The sequence below is a fragment of the Enterobacter cloacae complex sp. 385G4 genome (genome assembly GCF_057320665.1).
Window position 1 is genome coordinate 219,571 of record NZ_JBXWDD010000003.1, and the last position, 22,170, is coordinate 241,740.

The following is a 22,170-nucleotide window of genomic DNA, read 5'->3' on the forward strand; positions in this document are numbered from 1 at the left end:
CGATGCGCTCAGGAAATCGGTACTTTCTGCGCCCGATACGCGCTGGGCGAGCAGCCCGTCAGGCGATTGAAAAACCGGGCGAAATAGGCCGGATCTTTAAATCCCAGCTGCCAGGCAATCTCGCTGACCGCGCTGTCGGAAAACAGCAGCAGGCGCCTGGCCTCGCGCAGCTGCCGGTCGAAGATCAGCCGTTTCGGCGAGCGGTTGGCGAAGCGGCGGCAGATGTCCGTCAGGCGGGATTCGGTCAGGTGCAGTTCGCTGGCGTATTCCGGTACCGTCCAGTGCTGGTGATAGTGGGTGTCGATCAGCTGGGTAAAGCGCTGGAACAGCTTCAGCTCGCCGCGCATCCCGCTGGCCGCGTGGTCGTCGAGCTTCGCGTTGCGCAGCAGCAGGGTAAATACCGCCTGCGCCAGCAGGACCAGCGTATGCTCACGGCCCGGCAGCTGTTCCGTGGATTCCCGGGCAATGAGCTGCCAGTAGTGCTTCAGCGCCGCCAGTTCGTCAGGCCTGTCGGCAAGCGACAGGCAGATCCCCGGCAGGCCGAACGCTTCCCGCGTGCCGGGGTAGAGCACCTCCAGCAGCGGCCAGATGAGATCCTCGCGCACCGTCAGCACGTGGCCGTCGCTGTCGGATTCGGTGATAAACGCGTGCGGCACCGACGGCGGCGTCAGCACGAATAGCGGCGCCTGCACCGAATAGCGGTGGTCGTCTAGCTGGAGTTCAATCTGTCCGGTATCGAGAAAGTGCATCTGAAAATACTGGTCGTGACGATGCGCCTGCATGTCGCGGCCAAAAAAGGCCGCCATGCGGGCGAACGACTGATAGTGCACGTCGTCGGTGCCCAGACTTTCGTCGTACTCCTTGCTGATATCAATGTTGGCGATAGGGCTCTGGCACATGATCGTTCCTCTGTTGAACCCGCTGCGTCATCGGGATGCGCGTCAGCACCAGCGCGCCGACCACCAGTAGACCCGCCACGAACCACAGCCCGGAGCTGAAGCTGCCGGTCGCGTCGCGCAGGATCCCAATCAGCAGCGGGCTGACGGCGGATCCGACATTACCGATGGCGTTGATCACCGCCAGCGCCACCGCGCGGGATTGCAGGCTAATAACCCGATCCGGGGTGGTCCAGAATATTGCCATGGCGGTAAACGATCCGGTTGAGGCCATGATGATGCCAAGCAGTTGGATCAGGCTGTGATCGGTCGCGGAGGCCAGCATCCATCCCGCCGCTGCAAACAGGTACGGCAGGATGGTGTGCTTTTTTCGCTCTTTCAGCCTGTCGGAGCGGCGGCTCCACCAGATCATCCCGAGGATGGTGCAAAACTGCGGGATCGCCGCCAGCAGGCCAATCACGATATTGCTGCTCCCTGTGTTGAAGCTTTGCAGGATCTGCGGCGTCCAGATGTTGATCGCGCTCAGCGTATTCGTCAGGCAGAAGTAGGCCAGCGTGTAGAGCAGCACGGCGGGCGTCAGCACCTCGCGCAGCGTCGAGCGCGGCGTGGCGGATTGGGTGATGGCGACCTCCTGCTCGCGGGCGATCATCGTTTTCAGCGCCTGCTTTTCGTCGTCGTCCAGCCAGGTGGCCTGGTCCGGCGTGTCGTTGAGGTAAAACCAGGTCACCACGCCGAGCACCACCGACGGCAGCCCCTCCAGCAGAAACAGCCACTGCCAGCCCTTCAGGTTCCACAGCCCGTCCATCGCCAGAATATACCCGGAGAGGATCGAGCCAAGCATCATGGTCACCGGCATGGCGATCATAAACAGCGCGTTGGCGCGGGCGCGGTGATAGGCCGGGAACCACCAGGTGAGATAGACCAAAATCCCCGGCAGGAAACCGGCTTCCGCAATGCCCACCAGCATGCGCAGGACGTAAAGCGTTTCGGGGCTGGTAGCGAACATGGTGCAGGTGGAGGCAATGCCCCACACCACCATGATCCCGGCGATCCAGCGGCGTGCGCCGACCTTCGCCAGCATGATGTTGCTGGGGATCCCGCACAGCACGTAGGTGACGTAAAACAGCGTCGCGGCCAGGCCAAACATGGTCGACGTGAGGCCCAGATCTTTGCCCATCGTCAGCCCGGCAAAGCCGATGTTGATGCGATCGAGAAACGAGAAAACAAACAGGATAAAGAGAAACACGATCAAACGACGGAACAGCTTATTTATTGCGCGATGTTCTACATTTTTATTATGCAGGGTTGAGGTCGTCATGTTGCGCTCCACATCGTACGTTTAGTAGACGGATTTATTGTTATCAATTGCTGTGATGACGTCGGTAAAACGGGCCGCCAGCGCTTCGGCGCTGCGGGCGAGCAGGGTGGTATCCACACCGACCGCCACAAACAATGCGCCGAGGCCGAGATAGCGTTTCGCCAGCTGTTCATTCGCCATCAGGATGCCGGGCGCTTTGCCCGCGCTGAGGATCTGCGCGATCGCCTGCTCGATGGCGGCCTGCACCTCCGGATGCTGCGGATTGCCGGCAAAGCCCATGTCGGCGCTCAGATCCGCCGGGCCGATAAACACGCCGTCGACACCTTCCACGTCCAGGATCTGCGGCAGGTTTTTCAGCGCCTCGCGGGTTTCGATCTGCACCAGCACGCACATGGCGTCGTTAGCCTGATGCAGATAATCCGGGATGCGGTTCCAGCGCGACGCGCGCGCCAGGGCGCTGCCGACGCCGCGGATGCCCGCAGGCGGGTAGCGGGTGGCGCTTACCGCCAGCCGCGCCTCGTCAGCGTTTTGCACCATCGGCACCAGCAGGGTTTGCGCCCCCACGTCCAGCAGCTGCTTGATCTGCACCGGATCGTTCCACGACGGGCGCACCACCGGCTGGCTGGGATAGGGGGCGATAGCCTGGAGCTGGGTCAGGACGGTCTGCACGCTGTTCGGCGCGTGCTCGCCGTCGATCAGCAGCCAGTCAAAACCGGCCCCGGCCAGCAACTCAGCGCTGTAGCTGCTGGTCAGCCCCAGCCATAAACCGATTTGCGGGCGGCCCGCCTTCAGCGCCGCTTTGAATGCGTTTTGCATGGTCGCCTCCTTACACAAAGCGACAGCTGATGGAGCCCATGTTGCCGTAGTCAACATGGAAGGTGTCGCCTCTGCTGGCGGCAACCGGACGGGTAAACGAGCCGCCGAGGATGATTTGTCCGGGCTCAAGCTGCACGTCGTACGGCGCGAGCTTGTTCGCCAGCCACGCCACGCCGTTCGCCGGGTGGTTAAGCACGCCAGCGGCGACGCCGGTCTCTTCGATCACGCCGTTGCGGTAGAGCAGGGCGGAGATCCAGCGCAGATCCAGCGCGTCGGGCTTAATCGGACGACCGCCGAGGATCACCCCGGCGTTGGCGGCGTTGTCGGAGATGGTGTCGAACACCTTGCGCGGTCGCTGGGTCTCCGGGTCGACGTTGTGGCAGCGGGCGTCGATCAGCTCCAGGGCGGGGATGACGTAGTCCGTGGCGTTGTAGACGTCGAAGATCGTGCAGTTTGGGCCGCGCAGCGGTTTAGCCAGCACGAAGGCCAGCTCCACTTCGATACGCGGCACGATAAAGCGATCGACGGGGATGTCGCTGCCGTCGTGGAAGAACATGTCGTCCAGCAGCGCGCCGTAGTCCGGCTCGCTAATCTGCGAGCTGGCCTGCATCGCTTTCGAGGTGAGGCCAATCTTGTGGCCCTTCAGCGCGCGGCCTTCGGCAATTTTCAGGCTCACCCATTCGCGCTGTACGGCGTAGGCGTCTTCGATGGTGATCTCCGGGTACTCCAGCGAGATCGCGCGGATCTGCTCCCGGGACTGTTCCGCCTGATGCAGGCGGTGGGCGATCAGGGTATGGGTGTGTTTGTCCAGCATAAAAGACCTCAGCGAAAGAGCGCGTGCACGTTGTTTTGTTTGTAATTGAGCGTCGGATGCAGTTCGTCTATCTCCAACGACAGCGCCAGATATCGGCTTGCCATCAGCTCCGCGAAATGCGTTTTGATCAGCCCAAACAGCATCTCCCCCACGGCTTCCCGGCTCTCCAGGCTCCGGCCCGCGCCGATCTTCAGCGTCATATGCACAAAGGCGTAATCATGCTTACCGTCCGCCATCTGCCAGGTGTCCAGCCAGTGGGCGCGGCTGCGGATGCCGCCGAGCGGGAAGATCCCCGTGGTGGCCAGCGCCTCGTTCACTTTGGCGAACAGCCCCGGCAGGTCGGCCTGCGCGCGGATGTTGTCGGTACATTCAGCAATAAAGTGCGGCATAACGACTCCTTATGCGGGAAGCGGGAAAACGGCGTTGACCTGGCCGGTGCCGGAGCTGGCGAACAGCTCGGTGAGGAACTCAACCTTGCCGTCGTATTTATCCCAGCCCAGCATCCCCAGCAGCATCACCGTGTCGTGCATGTTGCCCTCGCCGTAGCAGTAGTCGGCGTACTCCGGCAGCATGCTGCAAAACTCTTTAAACTGGCCTTCGCGCCACAGCTTGACCACGCGCTCGTCCATCTGGCGATCAAACTCGCGGGTGTAGCTGTTCATCCCTTCCTCCGCGCGCTGGTCGTCGATAAAGCGGTGCGAGAGCGAGCCGCTGGCGAGCACCGCCACGGTGCCGTCGTACTTTTCGATGGCGCTGACGATGGCCTCGCCCAACCTGCGGCTGTCGGCGAAATCGTGAACCGTGCAGAACGCGGAGATGGAGATCACTTTGAAGTGCTTATCCGCGTTCATGTAGCGCATCGGCACCAGGGTGCCGTACTCCAGCTTGAGGCTCGGGATGTTGTGCGCCTTGGCGCGCACGCCGAGCTTCACCGCTTCGTCGGCGATCAGCTGCCCGAGCTCCGGGTTGCCGTCGTAGTCGTAGGTCATGTCGCGGATAAAGTGCGGCAGCTCGTTGCTGGTGTAGACGCCCGAAAAATGATCCGCACAGTTGATGTGGTACGCGCTGTTCACCAGCCAGTGGGTGTCGAACACGATGATGGTGTCCACGCCCAGTTCACGGCAGCGCTTGCTGATCTCTTTATGCCCGTCGATGGCGGACTGGCGGCAGCCGTGGTTTTTACCCGGCAGCTCGGAAAGGTACATCGACGGCACGTGGGTGATTTTTGCTACTAACGCTAGCTTGCCCATTGTCAGATCCCCCATTTTGGAATCGGATGGTCGCCCATGGAGATGCAGACGTTCTTCATCTCCGCGAACACTTCAAAGCTGTACTCGCCGCCCTCGCGGCCGGTGCCGGAGGCCTTCACGCCGCCAAACGGCTGGCGCAGGTCGCGCACGTTCTGGGTGTTCACGAACACCATGCCCGCTTCAATGCTGCGCGCCAGGCGCAGCACCTTGCTGACGTCCTGGGTCCAGATGTATGACGCCAGGCCGTACTCCACGTCGTTCGCCAGGCGTAGGCCTTCCGCCTCGTCCTTAAACGGCAGCAGGCAGGCCACCGGCCCGAAGATCTCCTCCTGCGCCACGCGCATGCGGTTGTCGACGTCCGCCAGCACCGTCGGGCGCAGGAAGTTGCCGCCTTTCAGGTGTGCAGGCAGATCGACCGGTTTGTCCGGGCCGCCCGCCAGCAGGGTGGCGCCTTCCTCAATGCCGAGGCGGATATAGCCGGAGACTTTCTCCCAGTGCTGCTGGCTGATGAGCGCGCCAATCTGGGTGTTCGGATCGGTCGGATCGCCCACGCGCAGGCGATTGGCGCGTTCGGCGAAGCGCTTGACGAACTCCGGGTAAATGCTCTGCTGGATGAAGATGCGCGAGCCCGCTGTGCAGCGCTCGCCGTTGATGGAGAAGATGGTGAACAGCGCGGCGTCCAGCGCGCGCTCGATGTCCGCATCTTCAAAAATCAGCACCGGGGATTTGCCGCCCAGCTCCATGGAATATTTCTTCAGCCCGGCGTTTTTCATGATGTTGCGCCCGGTGGCGGTGCCGCCGGTGAAGGAGACGGCGCGCACGTCGTGGTGGCGCACCAGCGCGTCGCCTGCCGTCGCCCCGTAGCCCTGCACCACGTTCAGCACGCCCGCCGGAATGCCCGCCTCCAGCGCCAGCTCGCCCAGACGGTCGGCGGTCAGCGGCGAGAGTTCAGACATCTTCAGCACCGCGGTGTTGCCCAGTGCCAGACAGGGCGCGACCTTCCAGGTGGCGGTCATAAACGGCACGTTCCACGGCGACACCAGCGCGCAGACGCCCACCGGCTGCACCAGCGTGTAGTTGAGCATTTTGTCGTCGACCGGGTAGGTTTTGCCGTTCATCTGCTGGCACACCTCGGCGAAGAACTCGAAGTTGTGCGAGGCGCGTGGGATGAGCACATTTTTGGTCTGGTGGATCGGCAGGCCGGTGTCGGCGGTTTCCATGGCGGCGATCTCGGGCACGTTCTGGTCGATCAGATCCCCCAGGCGACGCATCAGGCGCGCGCGCTCCTTCATCGGCAGGTTGGCCCATTTCGGGAACGCCTCTTTAGCGGCGGCAACGGCCTGATGAATTTCCGCTTCACCGCCGGAGGCGACTTCCGCTAATACCTCGCCGGAGGCCGGGTTAGTGGTATGGAAGTACTCGCTTCCGGCGACGTTTTTACCGTTGATCCAGTGGTTAATCTTTTTCATTTTGCAGTCTCCTCGCTGACAATCCGGTTCACCAGGCGGCCCACGCCTTCCACTTCCACCACCACTTCATCGCCCGGCACCACGTCGGACAGCCCCTTCGGCGTGCCGGTGGCGATCATGTCGCCCGGCTGTAGGGTCATAAAATCGCTCAGATACGCAATCAGGTAAGGAATGCTGAAAATGAGATCGGCGGTGGTGCCTTCCTGACGCAGTTCGCCGTTGACGAAGGTGCGCAGGGTTAAGTTATGCGGATCAGGAATGGCTTCTTTCGGCACGATGTTCGGGCTGATGGGGGTTAATCCGTCGCGGCTTTTGACCCGCAGGTTCGGGCGGTAGTAATTTTCCAGGTAGTCGCGGATGGCGTAGTCGTTGCAGACCGTGTAGCCCGCGACATACTCCATCGCCTCGGCTTCGCTCACCTTACGCGCGGTTTTACCGATGACCACCACCAGCTCCGCCTCGTAGTGCATGTATTCGATATTGTTCGGGCGCACCGAGGTCTGGTTGTCGCCAGTGAAGGTGTTCGGCGCTTTGATAAACACCAGCGGCTCGGTGGGCGGCTTGAAGTCCAGCTCGCTGGCATGATCGGCGTAGTTAAGACCGAGGGCGAACAGCGTGGCGTGTTCAGGCGTGCGGTGGGAAAGGGCAACGTCGCGCTCGTTCACCACCGGGTTTTCCAGCGGCGGGAAACCTTCCGCCAGAATCCGCACGCGATCGCCCGGGCGGATCTCCACGCGGCTTTGCGGCGTGCCGAGCAGGATCGCATCGCCGGGATTGAGGGTGGCGAATTCGCTCAGGGCGCTCAGCAGTTCGGCGGCGCTGCGCTGCAGATCGGCGGTGTTCCAGTGGTCCGCTTCGCGGCCGTTGATCTCGGTGATGATGGTCAGGTTGTCGACGTTATCAACGGCGGCCAGCTCGCCAAGCGGGCAAAAGCCGTCCCGGCATTTGGCCTTAATGGCCGGACGGTAGAAGCTCTCTTCCGGCAGGCTCACTTCGTTGGCCAGCGCGTATCCCGCGATGTAGGCCGCGGCGTCCTCTACGCGCACCCTGCTGGCGGTTTTACCCACAACCAGCGCCACCGTCGCGCCGCTTAACACCGTTTCCCCCTGCGGGAAAGGAATGGGCTCGCCCGCGCGAATCACCGTGTTGTGCGGTTTGATAAACCACACCGGCGTTTTTGGCGGCGTGTTGTAAGGGGCTTTTTCAAACGCCTCAGCCCAGGCTTCTTGCTGACTCTGGTGGTTCAGCGCGACGGCAAATACGGTACCTTTCATTCACCTACTCCTCACCCCGAAGGTCCGGGTTATGATTTCATTAATATGTTAATGATCTGGTTTTATGCTTTTGCTGTTTATTTCGCAATCAGAAGTGAAAAATTTGTGATATGAATAACAATAAATTTACATTATGGATTTTAATCCTATGTAAATCAGTTGATTAATAAAAACGAATGGTTTCTGTTAGACTTTCTGGCAGGAAACGTGTTGTTTATAAAAACATCTTTTATGAATCGTTTACTTGTTAATGATGTGAAGGGGAGAGGCTATGCATGATTCATTAACCATCGCGCTTTTGCAGGCGCGGGAAGCGGCGATGTCGTACTTCCGTCCGATTGTGAAGCGGCATAACCTCACCGAGCAGCAGTGGCGCATCGTGCGCGTGCTGGCTGAACATCCGTCGATGGATTTTCACGATCTGGCGTTTCGCACCTGTATTTTGCGCCCGAGCCTGACCGGCATTCTGACGCGCATGGAGCGCGACGGCCTGGTGCTGCGCTTAAAGCCGGTGAACGACCAGCGCAAGCTGTACGTGTCGCTGACCAAAGAGGGAAATGCGCTGTACGAGCACGCCCAGGCGCAGGTGGAAGAGGCGTATCAGCAGATTGAGGCGGAATACACGCCGGAGAAGATGAAGCAGCTGACGGCGCTGCTGGAAGAGTTTATTGAACTCGGAAACCGGCATAACGCAGCGCGGGAAGAAGAGTAAAAACCACAAATTCCAGGATGATTTTCGTAAAGTTTTCCCTTTCCAGGCCGAAAATTCTGTATCTGTCTGAGGAAAGAGAAAACATGTTAAACCGTATCAAGATTGTCACCAGCTTAATGCTGGTTTTAGCGATATTTGGCCTTTTACAACTCACATCCGGTGGTCTTTTCTTTAATGCTCTGAAGAATGACAAAGAGAATTTCACCGTCCTGCAAACCATTCGTCAGCAACAATCCACCCTTAACGGGAGCTGGGTTGCGCTGCTGCAAACCCGTAATACCCTGAACCGCGCGGGCATCCGCTACATGATGGATCAGAACAATATCGGCAGCGGCGCGACCGTTAACGATCTGATGCAGATTGCGTCTGCCTCGCTGAAACAGGCGGAAAAAAACTGGGCTGACTATGAAGCCCTGCCGCGCGACCCGCGTCAGAGCGACGCCGCTGCGCTGGAAATTAAACGTAACTACGATATCTACCACGGTGCGCTGGCTGAGCTGATTCAACTGCTGGGGGCGGGCAAAATCAACGCCTTCTTCGACCAGCCGACCCAGAGCTACCAGGATGGATTCGAGAAGCAGTACGTGAGCTACCTGCAGCAGAACGACAAGCTGTACCAGATGGCGGTTGAAGACAGCAACAGCTCTTACACTCAGGCTATCTGGGTGCTGATCAGCGTGCTGGTTGCCGTGCTGGTGGTGATTGTGGCCGTCTGGCTGGGTATCAAGCAGGCGCTGATCTCTCCGCTGACGCGTCTCATTGACAATATTCGCCACATCGCCAGCGGCGACCTGGTGAAGCGCATCGACGTGGAAGGCTCTAACGAGATGGGCGAACTGGCCGACTCGCTGCGTCATATGCAGGGCGAGCTGGTGCGTACCGTGGGCGACGTGCGTAACGGCGCGAACGCTATTTATAGCGGCGCGAGCGAAATCGCGATGGGCAATAACGACCTCTCTTCCCGTACTGAACAGCAGGCCGCTTCACTGGAAGAGACCGCTGCCAGCATGGAGCAGCTGACGGCGACCGTTAAGCAGAACGCCGAGAACGCCCGTCAGGCGAGCCACCTGGCGCTAAGCGCGTCTGAAACCGCGCAGAAGGGCGGCAAGGTGGTGGACAACGTGGTGCAAACCATGCGCGACATCGCGGGCAGTTCGCAGAAAATTGCCGATATCATCAGCGTGATCGACGGCATTGCCTTCCAGACCAACATCCTGGCGCTGAACGCGGCGGTAGAAGCGGCGCGTGCGGGCGAACAGGGCCGTGGATTTGCGGTGGTGGCAGGGGAAGTGCGTAACCTGGCCCAGCGCAGCGCTCAGGCAGCACGTGAGATCAAGAGCCTGATTGAGGACTCCGTGGGACGCGTGGAAGTGGGTTCAACGCTGGTGGAAAGCGCCGGTGAAACCATGGGTGAGATCGTGAACGCGGTGACCCGCGTGACCGATATCATGGGCGAGATTGCCTCTGCGTCCGACGAGCAGAGCCGCGGTATCGACCAGGTGGGCCTGGCGGTGGCAGAGATGGACCGCGTGACCCAGCAGAACGCCTCGCTGGTAGAAGAGTCAGCCGCAGCGGCGGCGGCGCTGGAAGAGCAGGCGAGCCGTCTGACGCAGGCCGTGGCGGTGTTCCGCATTCAACAGGAGCAGATGAAAGCGCGCGAGTTCGCTTCTGCGAAAACCGTTGCAGCACCGGCGATGGCGCGTAAAACGGTTACCGCTGATGCAGGTGATAACTGGGAAACCTTCTAACGCCGTGTGTTGTGCCGGGTGGCGGCTACGCCTTACCCGGCCCACTGTTCAGGGTTTTGTAGGCCCGGTAAGCGCAGCGCCACCGGGCGATATTACAGAGGCAGGCGCATGGCGCAGCGCGTTTCATACGCGAAACCGTGCGCTGTCTCTTCTTCCCTTTTCCGACGCAGTTCAGGCGTCAGCGTCGTCATTTTTTCAAACCCCAGCCGCGCATAGAACGGCATATTCCACGGTACGTCCCTGAACGTCGTCAGCGTCAGCGCGGTCAGCCCCCTTTTACGGGCGCAATCTGCCACGCAGGCGATGAGCTGTCTGCCAATCCCTTTTCCCTGCCAGTCCAGATCAACCGAGAGTTCGACAATAAACAGTGATGACGGGTGGGCTTCGGCAAGGACAAACCCGACGGGCTGGTCGTTTGCCAGCGCCAGCCAGCTGAGCCCGCGTTCGGCATAGTCGAGGTGTTGCTCAGCGGGAATGACCTCGCCGTCGGCAAGCCAGGCGAGTTCCGGGATGTCGCGGAATCGCCCGGCCGCCGCGCGTTCAATGGCGGACAGGGCGGCAACGTCGCTGAGGGTGGTGGGGCGAATGCGAATAGTCATGGCGGCAAGTATAGCCTGACCCGTCGACATTATTCCGAGCAGATCAGCACCGGCGAATAAAAATTGCTGATCACCAGCGCGTCTTCCGGCGTGCGCTCTATCGTCAGAAGCCTTTTATTGCCCAGCGTCAGGCCGGCAACGTATTTTTCAAAGACCCCGGGCGGCATCGCGTCATGGCTAAAGCGCTCCACTTTTTGAATGACGATCTCATACAGTTCGTCCTCCACGTGACGCCATTTAAACATCTCCTGGCGAGAAACCTCCCAGCTGCGCGGGGCATTCACCACGTTGCCGTTAACCGTGATGTACCCCGTTTTGTCGGGGTGAAAGCGCATAATGACCTCACCGTCAAAGGTGAAATTGTGGCTGTCGCGCTCGTCGGTAAACGTCAGGTTTCCGTCGCAGGTTACCGACAGCGGAGGCGTGTGAAAATACCACGCCAGCGCGGTGCCCAGCAGCAGCAGGTTGAGGATCAGGATTAGCCAAACTTTTTTCTGTCTCATATCACCACTCGTAATTGTAAAGCGTACGACAGGCGCTGGCTTTACCCCGCGTGAGGGAGCATTGGGAGAGCACCAGCCGCCCTTCGTGGCCGTAGAAAAGCGTTCTCTGAATGTGCATGTAGAAAATCGAATTTTTCAGACACGGAAGGTGACCGTCCTTTTGAAGCGTTTGCGCGAGCGTAATCGCCTTCCCGTGAAACACGTCCGCCAGCGGCGTAAAGGTGTAAACCGGACAGGTGCCGATATGCGTCAGCAGATGGATCTCCCGCTGCGGGGCGTCTGGCTTGATGAGCACGATCCAGATGCTTAGCGCAACGACGACCAGCGTGAGCGCGCCGCAGAACAGCCATTCCGGGCGAACGCGCCATGCAGGTTTCACCGTTTTGGCGATCGGGGGGGCCTCCTCCAGCGGAGTGACGGTGACGTCTGCGCTGAGCATAAAGCCCGTTTTCGGTACGGTAACGATAAACAGCGCGTCGGGAAGCAGGGTCGCCAGCATCTTGCGCAGAATGCTGATGTACTGGTTTAAGGAGTTGTTAGACCCCTGGAGCCCTCGACGATCCCAGACTTCCTGGAGAAAGGTTTCCCGTTCGACCACGTTCCCATGATGCTGAACCAGCAGCCTCATGATGGTATTGGCCGTGCAGGTGAGGAGCTGCGCATCCTCATCCGGCGCATTGATAAGAGAAACAGAGCCGTCCTCGTCGTTATAGACGATGGCGTCAGCAAGCAGGTATTTCATAAGTTGTTGTAATAAAAACAGAGATAATGAATGAAAAAAGGCTTACGCCCTCAAGGCTGCATTGCTGGCTATTTTAACGCCACTGTTACCGATAACATTGATCCAGACAGGTTTTTGGGTGATTTAATAAGTCAGCGTGATAATCACGTCATCAATAAACTCCCCGGTACCGGTTAGCGGCTGTGCCGGGACCTCGCCGTAAACGGTGTAGTTCTGGGTGCCGCCTGCAGGGTTGGTGACCTGCAGCGCATCGCCGCTGCTTTGATCTCCCCAGCGTTGCGTGGCCGCCTCATCCTGCCAGAGACCGTAGCGCAGGCAATGACCCTCGCTGTTGCAGAGCTGCCGCTGGTTACCGCTGGCATGGTTGCCTTTTCCCATGGCAAGGGTGAACGCGGTTCCGGCCGGACAGCGCGTGGTGAGGGTGGCGGAGGATCGCGTCGGGCTCAGGGTAGCGGTGCTGGTCAGCGTGCCGAAGTTAAGCGGCGTCACGCGCTCGATGTAGCACCCCTGGCTGATTTCGGCCTGCGCGCTGGTGCCGCCCTGCACCTGCTCCCCCTCTGCGGAACCGTCCGAGCAGTTTTGCAGCGCGTCCTGGCGCAGGGCGCTGTGCCAGGCGATGCGCAGATTCATGTTGTAGTTGTAATAGTGATAGGCCGGAAGCTGGCTTTGCCCTGGCGGAATGGTAGCGATAAGCGGAAAGGTACCGCTGACGTTGGCATTGCTTTCCGCGGCGAGGGTCTGCTGAATCAGGTTCCCGTTGCTGACAGGCCCCAGCTCCTGAGAGCGCGCTGCGCCGTTAAGCAGGCGGAAGAGAAGGGTGTACTGTTTCCCCTCCTGATCTCCCTGGGAGATCATCTCAAAGGGCGGGGCGTCTACGCTGCTCAGGCAGACGTTAATATATTCCGTCCTGCCCTCGTTGTCGGCCTGGCAGCTAAATTTGACCTCGGTGTTGACGGAGGTGGTATTGCCCGCCACGACGTTGCCAAAGTTAATGGCGGGCATGGAGGTTATCCAGCAGGCTGCCGCCATCGCCTTCACGGACAGGACGAGCAGCAATAATAACGGCGCTCTTAATGACACAGTTGTTCTCCGATATTCTGTATAGATGACGCGGTACGGGGCGCCGGAAGCGTGACCCGGCACTCTCCCTCACCGGTCTTCACCACCAGTTCGCCCGGCAGGGGCGGATCTTCAAGCCAGATAAAGCCGTCGCGTCCTACGATGGTGGCACCCTGCGGCGTTGACACGACGCTGCCCAGCGGGAGCGGCCTGCGGCGGCTGTCGACCAGCCGGGCCTGAACCGTGACGGCGTGATGGACGTTAAACTCGACTTTCACCGCGCTGCTGTTGCCCGGTCTGGCATGCATGTCGGTAACAGGGGCGATCACATCGGCGGGCAGATCGAGCGGGTTAATGCTGACTTTGCTGTTGTGGTAGCGCGGCAGGTCGGTCAGCAGGAGATAACCGTCTTCATCCGTTTCACCGGCCGGGCGGTTTTCCAGCATTACCGGTACGTGCCCAATGCCGTGCGTGGACACCAGCGCCATGCCCTGCTGGATGTAGCGCAGCGGGTACAGGCTGCCGTCCAGCAGCGTCAGGCTGCCTTCGGCGGAGGCGTACTGGTTGCCCTGGCTGGCACCTTGCTGCAGCCCAACGTGCCATTCGCCCGCTCGGCCCAGGTAGCCGACGTCCGCATATCTTTCACGTCGTTCGCCAAAGCCCTGGCCCAGTTCCCATGACCAGCCGCCGGCCTCATCGTCCGGCTGGTGGCGGTAATCCATGCGCGGCGTATCCCGGCTGACCTGAGCGGAGAGCGTGTCCTCGCGACCCAATGGGACGGAAAGCAGTAGCTGAACGTGGCTCGACGCGTCCGTAAACGAGCGGGTGTAGCTCAGCGTGGTGGAGATGTGTGCCGGCAGCGCTACCGACCAGGAGGCGTTGAGGTAACGCTCTGTGCTGCCCTGAATGTTCTGCTGTACCCAGCCCGCGCCCACGGTACCGAAGTGGGGGATGGACTGGCTTACCCAAACGCTGTCGCTGCGTCTGACGGGCGCGGCACCGCTCATGCGGGCGTTGTCGGCGAAATCCGCCTCGGTACGGACGGTGCTGGCAGAAATGCTCGTTCCTCTGCCGTTCCACTGCCAGCCAAGGCCCCACTGAACGCCCTGCCCATAAGGGCTGTCGCTCACGGCAACGTGCTGGCTGACCACCCCCAAGGCGGGAGAGACCAGCCAGTCGGTGCCCATACCCACGTTGCGCAGCCTGCGCTGCTGTTCCGTATGCAGCGCCAGCGTCAGGCTATTATTCACCCCATAGCGCCAGCCCGCGTCCAGCAGCGGCGAGGCGGCATAGTCGTCGGAGCGCAGGGCGTAGTTTTCGCGCATCCAGCCGATGTCCAGCGAACCGCTGCTGAACCCTTCCGCCAGCATGCCCGGCGCGCCGTAGAGATCGAGCTGTACGGTGCGACGCTGGCCGTTGATATCGGTAATGACTACCTCCGCCTGTCCGCTTCCGGTGAAGGAGGGCAGGGTATCCAGCAGAAAGTCTCCCGGCGTGACGCGCTGGCTGCTCTGCTTAAGGCCGTCGATATACAAATCGACCGTGGAAGGCAGCACGGCCGTGTCGCTGTAGCGGCTGCGCGGTTCGGTATTGAGCTGGGGATTGAGCTCAAAGTTACGTGCCCAGTGCAGCCCGCCAAAGCGCACCTGTCGGCTCCAGCCGGTGCCGGTGGTGACGCTGTCGCCCAGCGCCAGCGTGGTCAGCGAGTCGGTGTTGTCCCACTGCCAGCGGGTTTCGAGACGCGTATGGGTCGGTCGACCGGCGCTGTTTTCCTCCCCGATATGGCTTGAAAAACTGCTGCTGAACGTTCCGGGTAGCCCACCGGACGCGGTCAGCATGGTCTGGGCGTTAAGCTGGCGCTTCCCTTGCACGTCGCTGGCGTAGAGCGCATATCCGAGCGTATAGGCGTTAACGGGCTGCGCATCAGGATAGCGGTACATCGGCGTGGGCCTTGAGATGTTCAAATGCTGCTGGCCCTCGAGCGCGTCTGCCTCTGCGGTAATCGACACCTGCTGGGACAGCACGTCGAGATTGACGTTCAGGCCCGGCAGGGACGTCAGCTCAACCCACTCGGCGCGATCGTCCGGGGCGTGAAGCCCCAGCTTTTTCATGTCGCTGCGGCTTATCCATAGCGCATTATCCACCACCCGGCAGGCCCATAGCTCGCCTCGCGGGGCGTGGTTCACGGTAATGGCCAGCCATTGCACGGTGTCAGCGGGCTCAGTCCGGGCTGACAGCATGAGCGGTAGCCAAAACAGGAGCGCGAGAAGCGAGCGGGCGCAGGGGTATCTGGCTGGCATGATGGTCATCATTAAGATAGACGCGCAGCGAGCTGAGCGCGTGACGTGTGGGCTGCTTGAGCGATAAAAGGGCGGTTTGTCCCGGGAGCACATAGCCCGCCAGGCCTTTAATCGACCCGACAACCTTCCCATCGGCCGTCAGGGCCTCAAGGTGGCTCAGGCGGATGTGGCGGTTTCCGGCGTTAAAGCAGCGGAGAGTGGCCGGTATGTCTGCCTGCTCACAGCTCAGGGCATCGTGGCTGACGGGCGCGCTCTGGCTCCCGGCAATAAACACCGGAATCGAGTAGCGCAGCAGGAAGTGTACCGCGGAGGGGGGGGCGGCACGGGACGCGGCGTCCGGCAGTTCGTCAATAACCAGCCGGTAACTTTGCTCCTGCGCACGGATACCGGGCTGCATGACAATAATGCGCACCAGCTGCTGCTGGCCCGGCGCCAGTGAAGTCATCGCCGGGCTGGTGACCACCTCCCCGGTGGACACCAGCACATCTTTACCGTTTTTTTGCGTCCATTCGTATACCCGAATCTGCGCATTGATGGCCGCTTTCCCACTGTTTGTGAGATAGACCGCCGCTGCCCGCTGGTCGCTCTGCAGATCGAGCGTTACCGGGGCCACCTGAAGCGTGGCGGCCAGCGCGTAGCGCGACAGCAGCGCCAGCATCATGAGCCACAGAATGAAGCAGGGAAGGTAGCGACGCACGATCAGTACTCCAGTTTTAACGTGATATCGTCGCTGTAGTTCCCTGCCTGGGCGGTTGTCAGCGCCCCGGCGTCAATGACGCCATACAGCGTTTCTTCCTGTTCCGCACCGTTGCCGGTATCGTCCAGACCAGTCGTCTCGTTGATTTGCTTCTGTTTGCCTTCGTCAGCAAAGAGTTTCCACGCAATCTTCTGCGCCCCGGTTTCGCCGTTTTCCGGCTTCAGCCAGAAGGTGCCGCTTTCGCCGTCGGGGCTGGTGGCGGTGAGGGTGAACGGCGTGCCGTTGGTACAGACGATATCGACCTGCGTTTTGGCCAGGATTTCGCTCGACTCATCGGAGCCGTGACGCGAGAAGTTAAGGTCGTTGGCTTTGAGGGTGCAGGACTTTACGACCTCAAGTGATACATGCATCGTCGCGCTTGCGGTACTGTCTGCGGCGATCGCAGCAGCAGGAAGCAGGAGCGCGGAACAACATACAGCGGTGGGAATAATTTTCATGATCTTATTTCCTGACGTGAGTAACAGTGCAATTACAAAGCGAATGACTGAGCGTCCAGCAGGCAGCGTTTTTGATGGCATTCCGCCAGGGTATGGCAGCAAAAAGTGGGGCAAGGCCATAAGCAGGCGTTGCCGCGCAGAACGATGACCCGATCGCCAGCATTCAAAATGAAAGGGGTCATTTTCTCCCCCACAGATAGCCCTGGCCGTAATCGGCCGCGCTCGCGCAGGCCAGCGCGAAATCACCCGCGGTTTCGATGCCTTCGATCAGCACCTTGCTGGCGACGCGCTTGCACTCGCGGGTGAGATGCAGAAACTTCGCCTGCTCGGTCCGTCCGTTCCAGAAGGTATGTTTGTCAATTTTGATGCCGCAGAAGCGGATCTGGCTGGTCAGCAGGTCGGGAAGTAGGTCTTCGCAGACATCGTCTGCCCACACTTCTATCCCCCACTGATGAAGCGTCGCGATGCATTTCCTCAGCGCCTGGCTTTGCGTAACGTCGAGTTGGACCATCGTATGGAGATCGGTGATCTCGATAGCAAGTTTCTCCGGGCACGGGGTTTCTTCTTTTAGCCTGTCGAGGAAGTCCGTTTCCAGCAGTAAATCCGATGCTGCATTGAGGTAATACTTGTCGCCATCCTTGCAAAACATGGCGTGACGAAGCTGCGCAAAGAAGTGCGTTTTACGCTGCGTCGCCGACATCGAGCCAAAGTAATCTTCAAGATTGACGTTGGGCTTTGCCGTGGACAATACTTCCCAGGCAATCACATTTTCACTGCGCAGTGCCCGGATGGATTCGAACTTATAGCCGGTTAGCATGATAAACGTGCGTAACGCTCCGTGGTGATTTCAGGAGCTTGGAATTTTACGGATCTTGATTTTGGCGGGATATTTATAGATAAAAATGGCTGGTATAAAGTGTTTTAATCTAATTTATAAGGATATTATAGGATTATTTATTTTCATAAGCGCCCGGCAGAACGCCGGGCGAGACGCGTCTTAACCCGCTTTGCTGACGATTTTGATTTCGACCATGCCGATCCCGAGCTGGCGCGGTGAATGGCCGAGAATATTTCCTTCATTGGTGGACTGCGGGTCCGGCGGTACGATCACCAGGGTATTGCTGCGCGAAGGATTCTCAAAGTGCAGCGTGTGCGTGCTCACGTCGTTTCCAAGCGTTAACGTCTGCTCCCGATCTCCCACGCGAACGGGGACGGGCTTGTTGGCATTGGGTCCATAAGCCCTGGCCGTAATCACCAGATCAAATTGCTCCGGCAGCGGATGGGTGTACTCAATTTTCACCTCGTTGCCCAGCTGCGCGTTTGACCAGCGTCCCCACGACTCCGGACGGGAGATGCCGCTAAACTGCTTCACCTCTTCGGGCGCGCCGGCCACGTTAAAGATAAAGCTGTCCGCTTTATAGCGGATGTCGTTGTCGACGATTTTCAGCATGTCGATGTTGTGCTGATAGCGAGCCGTATCAATTACCGTATCTTTAAAGGCGGTTTTGCCTTTCCACTGGGCTTTGTCGACATGCTGCACGGTTTGCTCCCCGCCAAGCTGGCCCTGAGAGACGCACCAGTCCGTAGAGAGCGCCAGCGGCTGCGACCAGAGCTGACCCATTTTGTAACAACGGTCAATCCAGACGAAGTTATCGCGAGGGGCGAAATCGGCCAGCTGGAAGCGCAGCGGCGCGGAATACTCGCTTTCCGGCAGCGGTTCGACGCGACTATCCGACACGCGTACCAGCAGCGGCAGGCGGAAGTTGCTGCCCGAGAAGGCAATGGTGTTTTTATCCCGATCGACGGTGAAGTCCTTCATCTCTTTCGGGAAATTCCACAGGCGGATGATGTCTGGCTTCCAGGCGAGGATCTTTTCCTTCATGTTGAGGAACACTTCCGACAGGGATTGCCCCGACAGCGTGCTGCGCCCGAGGCCAATAAAGTTGTCGCCCCCCAGAATGTCCAGCACGGTTGCGCCGTTATCCATGGAGTTGCGTTTGGTGGCGATTAACTCCTGCTGCGGCTGGTCGCCGCGCAGCACGAAGAAAAGATTGCTGCGATCCTGCTTGCTGAGCTGGTCCCACGCGCTGTTTTTCATTGCCAGATGGTCAGACGATACGACGATGACGGTGTTTTTAAACCAGGGCGAGGCTTTGATTTTCTCGACCAGCGCGGCGATGTGCTCCTGGCTACAGGTCACGGCGCTGAAAGACTTGTTGTTTTTGCCGTCCACGTCATAGCTTTTTCGCTTACAGGTGCGCGAGACGAACCCGTCCGGATGGTGCGTATCTACCGTCAGCGCAAAGAGAGAAAAACGCTTCCCGGCGCGGGAAAGTTCCTCGAATTTCTTCCAGGTTTCGTCCAGCACCGTATCGTCATAGAAGCCCCAGTCGTTGCGGTAGGTGGGATCGGCAACCGTCGTTTTTAACTCTTCTGAGCCATACAGGTGGTCAAAACCGTGGGATTTCAGGAACACATCTTTTCCGGCAAAGCGCAGGTTTGCTCCCTGCATAAAGTAGTTTTCATAGCCGGAGTTTTTCAGGATATCGCCCAGGCAAATATTCTGCGGAAAGAACGTCGACATCGAGGCGGAGGCGTTGCCTTCAAAAGGTGCGAACAGCGGGATACCGCACTGGGAGGCCACCATCCCGGCGATAGTGTAATCCGTGCCGGGTAACTGCATGGTGTGGCTGAAATCGAGGCCTTCGTTTTTCAGCGCGCCCAGTTCCGGCGTGAGGTTCGGAAACGCATCGTTATCAAAGTAGGTGCGCTCCAGGCTTTCACCGTAGATGTAGACCAGATTGAGCTTCGGGTTGGCGATCGTTTTCGACGGCTCTTTATAGTAGGCCACGAAGTCCGGATCGCCGTCGCGCGACTGGGATTTTACAAGCTCGGTGATCTGATGAAACGCGGGGCTGGCGTCAACGGAGGCCAGCGCCAGGAAAAGCGCCAGCAGGCTGTAGCCATGATGGTGAGGAAGATGGCGACGGCGGCGCAGCACCCAGGCGAGCGCGCCGAAAATCGTCACCAGCGCCACGATCAGTCCCAGCCCCGGAAGGATGTATTTACCTACTCCCGCGCCCGTCAGGCTGTTCGTCAGGGTGTAGAGCACAGCATCGTTAATGCCGTCGCCGGTGAAGTAATCGCTGGCGTATAAGGTAATGTTTAAAACGATAAAAATGCCGAGCACCACCAGCGTGGCGATAAACCACCAGGTGTTACGGCCGGCTTTCCAGGCATAAACGCCGACGGAAGCCAGAAAAAGGATAAGAGAGATGAATTCTGACAACAGCATATCCTCATGACGCCAGGTGCTTCGCTGGCTAACTGTTTATTTTTGGTAAGACAATGTAATGGCGATGTCGTTTAGCTGCAATTTTAGTGTCACGAAAGTGTGCTGTTGTTAGGATTTGGTTTATAAAATCGTTTTTATGAGGATGGTCGCATCCTGACAAACGGACGCTGAGACGGTGGCAGGTAGGAAAAACGCTCGTTTAACGCCGCGATGCAAGCCTATCGCATTAAACGCGGCGTGTTGTGGCAGAAAATGGGGCGGATCAGGAGATGAAATTAACGCCTTGTTTCAGCACCAGATCGCAGGCTTTGGTTTTCACCTGTTTTGCCAGGGCGGAGTTGCCGAGGGTGCTCAGGTTAAGCTGTTGGCCGTTTTGCGCGTTAAGCAGGCCCTGAATGCCGTCCATATAGCTGGTATCCGCTTTTTGCTCCTGCGTGTCGAGACCCAGTTTACCCAGCACCTGGTTTTTCACGTTTTGCGCGTCGGTCACCGAGGCCAGCTTTTGCTTAGCGCAATATTCCAGAATCCCCGCCGCGTTGTTCATCGTGCCCGCGCTCAGGCTCTGGGAACTGTTGCTCAGCAGGCTGGTGAGAGAAGAGGCCGAGAGCCCGCCCTGGGCGCTGCTGCTCTCTTTGGTCAGCTCATTCGCTGCGCTTGACAGGGACTCCTGCCACGAAGCCGCTTGTGCTGCGCCGGTAATCAGCATCGCGCCTAAAAAGGTGCTGATAAGAATCTGTTTTTTCATAATGGCTTTCTCAAAAAGGTCCGTTTTGGGCCGGAAGGGGTTCCAGTATATACCTGCGCCCTGCTGGCGATTCCTGGAACTGTCTTAATACTCTTTGCCGGTGACGCGGCTGCGGTAACTGTCCCAGTCGAAAATGACATACAGACTGTTGCCCAGCTTCATGCGGTCCATGACGCGTTCACCCAGTAAGCGGGTCATCTCGTCAATGTTGTGGTTCGTCAGCATCCCGGTGGGACGTTTGGACGAAGAGCGGCGATCGACTATCTGGTTAATAATGACCTTTTCATAACGGGATTCGGTCTGAACGCCAATCTCGTCGATGACCAGTAGATCGACATTGCTCAGATCGTTAAGAAGCTGCTCTTCGCTGGTTTCACGGTTGCTGAAGGTGTCTTTCATGGCGGACATGATATCGGCCACGGTGATGATGAGGACCGATTTACCGCGCAGAAGCAGTTCGTTGCAGATGGCGGCCGCGAGGTGGTTTTTACCTGTGCCCGGCTTGCCGCTAAAAATGAAGCTGGCGATATTGCCGTCAAATTCATCCACGTACTGACGCGCGGCGGCGAGCGCGTTCATCTGCCCGCTGGTCTCAATTTTATAGTTATCAAACGAGCAGTTCTGATGCAGGGGACGAATACCGGAGCGGTTAAAGGTGCGCTGCATTTTCATCGCCCGGTTTTCGCGGGCGAGCGCGGCGGCACGAATTTTACCTTGCTCCTTTTGCCACGCCAGCAGCTCTTCACCCGTGGTGAAGGCGGGCTTCACGTTGGCTGGCATCATTTTTTGCAGACGTTTCATCAGGTCGCCGACGTTCTTCATTTCGCACCTCGGAATCCACTCGGGATCTGTTTATCCGGTTCTGAAAACGTGTTGATATCGCGCTTAGGCTGGCCATTGTTACTGGCGCGGGTAATTTGAAGATGACGCGCGAGCTTTTGCTGCCACTGAATGTGGGTGAACACTTTGCCTTCCGCCTGCCACCAGGCGATAAACGCGGCGAGCTCTTCCGCGGTGGCTGGCTGGGTTAACGCAATGCCCCACAATGCTGCCTGCCGCTGAAAATCTGCGTCAGGCTGCCAGCCCGCGTACAGGACAAATTTGCCCATCGGAACGGTTAGCGGGGTATTAACCGGTTCTTCAAAAAACTGGTTATCCAGCGTGACGTCGCTTGCCGGACGTGACATCTGCGCTTCGATCTCCAGAAGCTGCGCCAGACGTTCCGGCGTGATTGCGTAAAACGCCGGCGCGTTGTCGGCAAAAACCGCAACCGTGCCGCCTTCGGCGTGGGTCAACACACCGCGTGGGTCGCGCATAAAGGCATCAATGCCAGCAATGCTGGTGGTCAGAATTCTGGAGGACATAACGCTTACTCAACTGATTACTACGGGCGTGATATGGGCTTATGGTAGCACAGAGAGGGGAGGGGATGGAGG

22 protein-coding genes are annotated in these 22,170 nt (G+C 59.0%); 2 read left to right on the plus strand and 20 right to left on the minus strand.

The annotated features are described in order from the left end of the window. Nucleotides 1-8: 8 nt before the first annotated feature. Genes hpaA through hpaG form a run of 8 tightly spaced genes read right to left on the minus strand, consistent with a single transcriptional unit; the run spans nt 9 to nt 7,837 of the window. Nucleotides 9-899: a 4-hydroxyphenylacetate catabolism regulatory protein HpaA gene (gene hpaA / locus AC2FAJ_RS11545; protein ID WP_485454170.1), complete on the minus strand. Its 891-nt coding sequence runs from the start codon at nt 897-899 to the stop codon at nt 9-11. Next, nucleotides 871-2,214, minus strand: a complete 1,344-nt coding sequence (hpaX, locus tag AC2FAJ_RS11550) for a 4-hydroxyphenylacetate permease (RefSeq protein WP_485454171.1) — start codon at nt 2,212-2,214, stop codon at nt 871-873. Before hpaX ends, hpaA begins: the two co-directional genes overlap by 29 nt. A 21-nt stretch (nt 2,215-2,235) precedes the next feature. Beyond that, the gene (gene hpaI, locus AC2FAJ_RS11555) at nt 2,236-3,030 is read right to left on the minus strand and encodes a 4-hydroxy-2-oxoheptanedioate aldolase (protein ID WP_309257905.1); all 795 of its coding nucleotides are present in this window, start codon (nt 3,028-3,030) and stop codon (nt 2,236-2,238) included. A gap of 10 nt (nt 3,031-3,040) precedes the next feature. Beyond that, complete coding sequence (gene hpaH, locus AC2FAJ_RS11560) at nt 3,041-3,844, minus strand: 2-oxo-hept-4-ene-1,7-dioate hydratase (RefSeq protein ID WP_485454172.1); 804 nt, start codon at nt 3,842-3,844, stop codon at nt 3,041-3,043. 8 nt (nt 3,845-3,852) lie between these two features. After that, complete coding sequence (locus tag AC2FAJ_RS11565; RefSeq protein WP_309257906.1) at nt 3,853-4,233, minus strand: 5-carboxymethyl-2-hydroxymuconate Delta-isomerase; 381 nt, start codon at nt 4,231-4,233, stop codon at nt 3,853-3,855. 9 nt (nt 4,234-4,242) lie between these two features. Continuing rightward, nucleotides 4,243-5,094, minus strand: coding sequence for a 3,4-dihydroxyphenylacetate 2,3-dioxygenase (gene hpaD, locus AC2FAJ_RS11570; protein WP_485454173.1), 852 nt, complete (start codon nt 5,092-5,094; stop codon nt 4,243-4,245). Between the two features lie 2 nt (nt 5,095-5,096). Further along, nucleotides 5,097-6,563, minus strand: coding sequence for a 5-carboxymethyl-2-hydroxymuconate semialdehyde dehydrogenase (gene hpaE, locus AC2FAJ_RS11575; RefSeq protein ID WP_045631049.1), 1,467 nt, complete (start codon nt 6,561-6,563; stop codon nt 5,097-5,099). After that, on the minus strand, nt 6,560-7,837 hold the full coding sequence (gene hpaG, locus AC2FAJ_RS11580; protein ID WP_280028616.1) for a 4-hydroxyphenylacetate degradation bifunctional isomerase/decarboxylase: 1,278 nt from the start codon (nt 7,835-7,837) through the stop codon (nt 6,560-6,562). Before hpaG ends, hpaE begins: the two co-directional genes overlap by 4 nt. A 271-nt stretch (nt 7,838-8,108) precedes the next feature. Here hpaG and hpaR point away from each other — a divergent pair, with 271 nt between their 5' ends. Together hpaR and tsr are read left to right on the plus strand one after the other, a co-directional pair. Beyond that, nucleotides 8,109-8,549 (plus strand): homoprotocatechuate degradation operon regulator HpaR, encoded by a 441-nt coding sequence (gene hpaR, locus AC2FAJ_RS11585; RefSeq protein ID WP_023334396.1) that lies wholly within the window; start codon nt 8,109-8,111, stop codon nt 8,547-8,549. A gap of 83 nt (nt 8,550-8,632) precedes the next feature. Then, entirely contained in the window at nt 8,633-10,297 is a 1,665-nt protein-coding gene (tsr, locus tag AC2FAJ_RS11590; RefSeq protein ID WP_041912068.1) for a methyl-accepting chemotaxis protein, read from the plus strand. A gap of 92 nt (nt 10,298-10,389) precedes the next feature. Here tsr and AC2FAJ_RS11595 read toward each other — a convergent pair whose 3' ends face one another. The 12 genes from AC2FAJ_RS11595 to dnaT all read right to left on the minus strand — a co-directional run bounded on the left by AC2FAJ_RS11595 (nt 10,390) and on the right by dnaT (nt 22,098). After that, entirely contained in the window at nt 10,390-10,896 is a 507-nt protein-coding gene (locus AC2FAJ_RS11595) for a GNAT family N-acetyltransferase (protein ID WP_447087837.1), read from the minus strand. Between the two features lie 29 nt (nt 10,897-10,925). Beyond that, nucleotides 10,926-11,399, minus strand: a complete 474-nt coding sequence (locus tag AC2FAJ_RS11600) for a hypothetical protein (RefSeq protein ID WP_041911308.1) — start codon at nt 11,397-11,399, stop codon at nt 10,926-10,928. A 1-nt stretch (nt 11,400) separates the two neighbouring features. Then, complete coding sequence (locus AC2FAJ_RS11605; RefSeq protein WP_163332682.1) at nt 11,401-12,141, minus strand: winged helix-turn-helix domain-containing protein; 741 nt, start codon at nt 12,139-12,141, stop codon at nt 11,401-11,403. A 123-nt stretch (nt 12,142-12,264) separates the two neighbouring features. Beyond that, nucleotides 12,265-13,221, minus strand: a complete 957-nt coding sequence (locus AC2FAJ_RS11610; protein ID WP_041911306.1) for a Csu type fimbrial protein — start codon at nt 13,219-13,221, stop codon at nt 12,265-12,267. After that, nucleotides 13,212-15,500 (minus strand): fimbria/pilus outer membrane usher protein, encoded by a 2,289-nt coding sequence (locus tag AC2FAJ_RS11615; RefSeq protein WP_485454174.1) that lies wholly within the window; start codon nt 15,498-15,500, stop codon nt 13,212-13,214. The genes AC2FAJ_RS11610 and AC2FAJ_RS11615 overlap by 10 nt, the downstream gene beginning before the upstream one ends. Further along, entirely contained in the window at nt 15,421-16,197 is a 777-nt protein-coding gene (locus AC2FAJ_RS11620; protein ID WP_041911304.1) for a fimbrial biogenesis chaperone, read from the minus strand. The genes AC2FAJ_RS11615 and AC2FAJ_RS11620 overlap by 80 nt, the downstream gene beginning before the upstream one ends. 2 nt (nt 16,198-16,199) lie before the next feature. Beyond that, nucleotides 16,200-16,694: a Csu type fimbrial protein gene (locus AC2FAJ_RS11625; protein WP_028015413.1), complete on the minus strand. Its 495-nt coding sequence runs from the start codon at nt 16,692-16,694 to the stop codon at nt 16,200-16,202. 178 nt (nt 16,695-16,872) lie between these two features. Next, a complete protein-coding gene (locus tag AC2FAJ_RS11630) occupies nt 16,873-17,511 on the minus strand; it encodes an EAL domain-containing protein (protein WP_041911303.1) in 639 nt (212 codons plus the stop codon). A gap of 180 nt (nt 17,512-17,691) precedes the next feature. Then, entirely contained in the window at nt 17,692-19,983 is a 2,292-nt protein-coding gene (gene opgB / locus AC2FAJ_RS11635; protein WP_411763696.1) for a phosphatidylglycerol--membrane-oligosaccharide glycerophosphotransferase, read from the minus strand. A 268-nt stretch (nt 19,984-20,251) separates the two neighbouring features. Continuing rightward, nucleotides 20,252-20,734, minus strand: coding sequence for a YjjA family protein (locus AC2FAJ_RS11640; protein ID WP_045631108.1), 483 nt, complete (start codon nt 20,732-20,734; stop codon nt 20,252-20,254). A gap of 84 nt (nt 20,735-20,818) precedes the next feature. Beyond that, nucleotides 20,819-21,556, minus strand: coding sequence for a replicative helicase loader DnaC (gene dnaC, locus AC2FAJ_RS11645; protein ID WP_028015417.1), 738 nt, complete (start codon nt 21,554-21,556; stop codon nt 20,819-20,821). Continuing rightward, nucleotides 21,553-22,098, minus strand: a complete 546-nt coding sequence (gene dnaT / locus AC2FAJ_RS11650; RefSeq protein WP_028015418.1) for a primosomal protein DnaT — start codon at nt 22,096-22,098, stop codon at nt 21,553-21,555. Before dnaT ends, dnaC begins: the two co-directional genes overlap by 4 nt. Nucleotides 22,099-22,170: the final 72 nt, after the last annotated feature.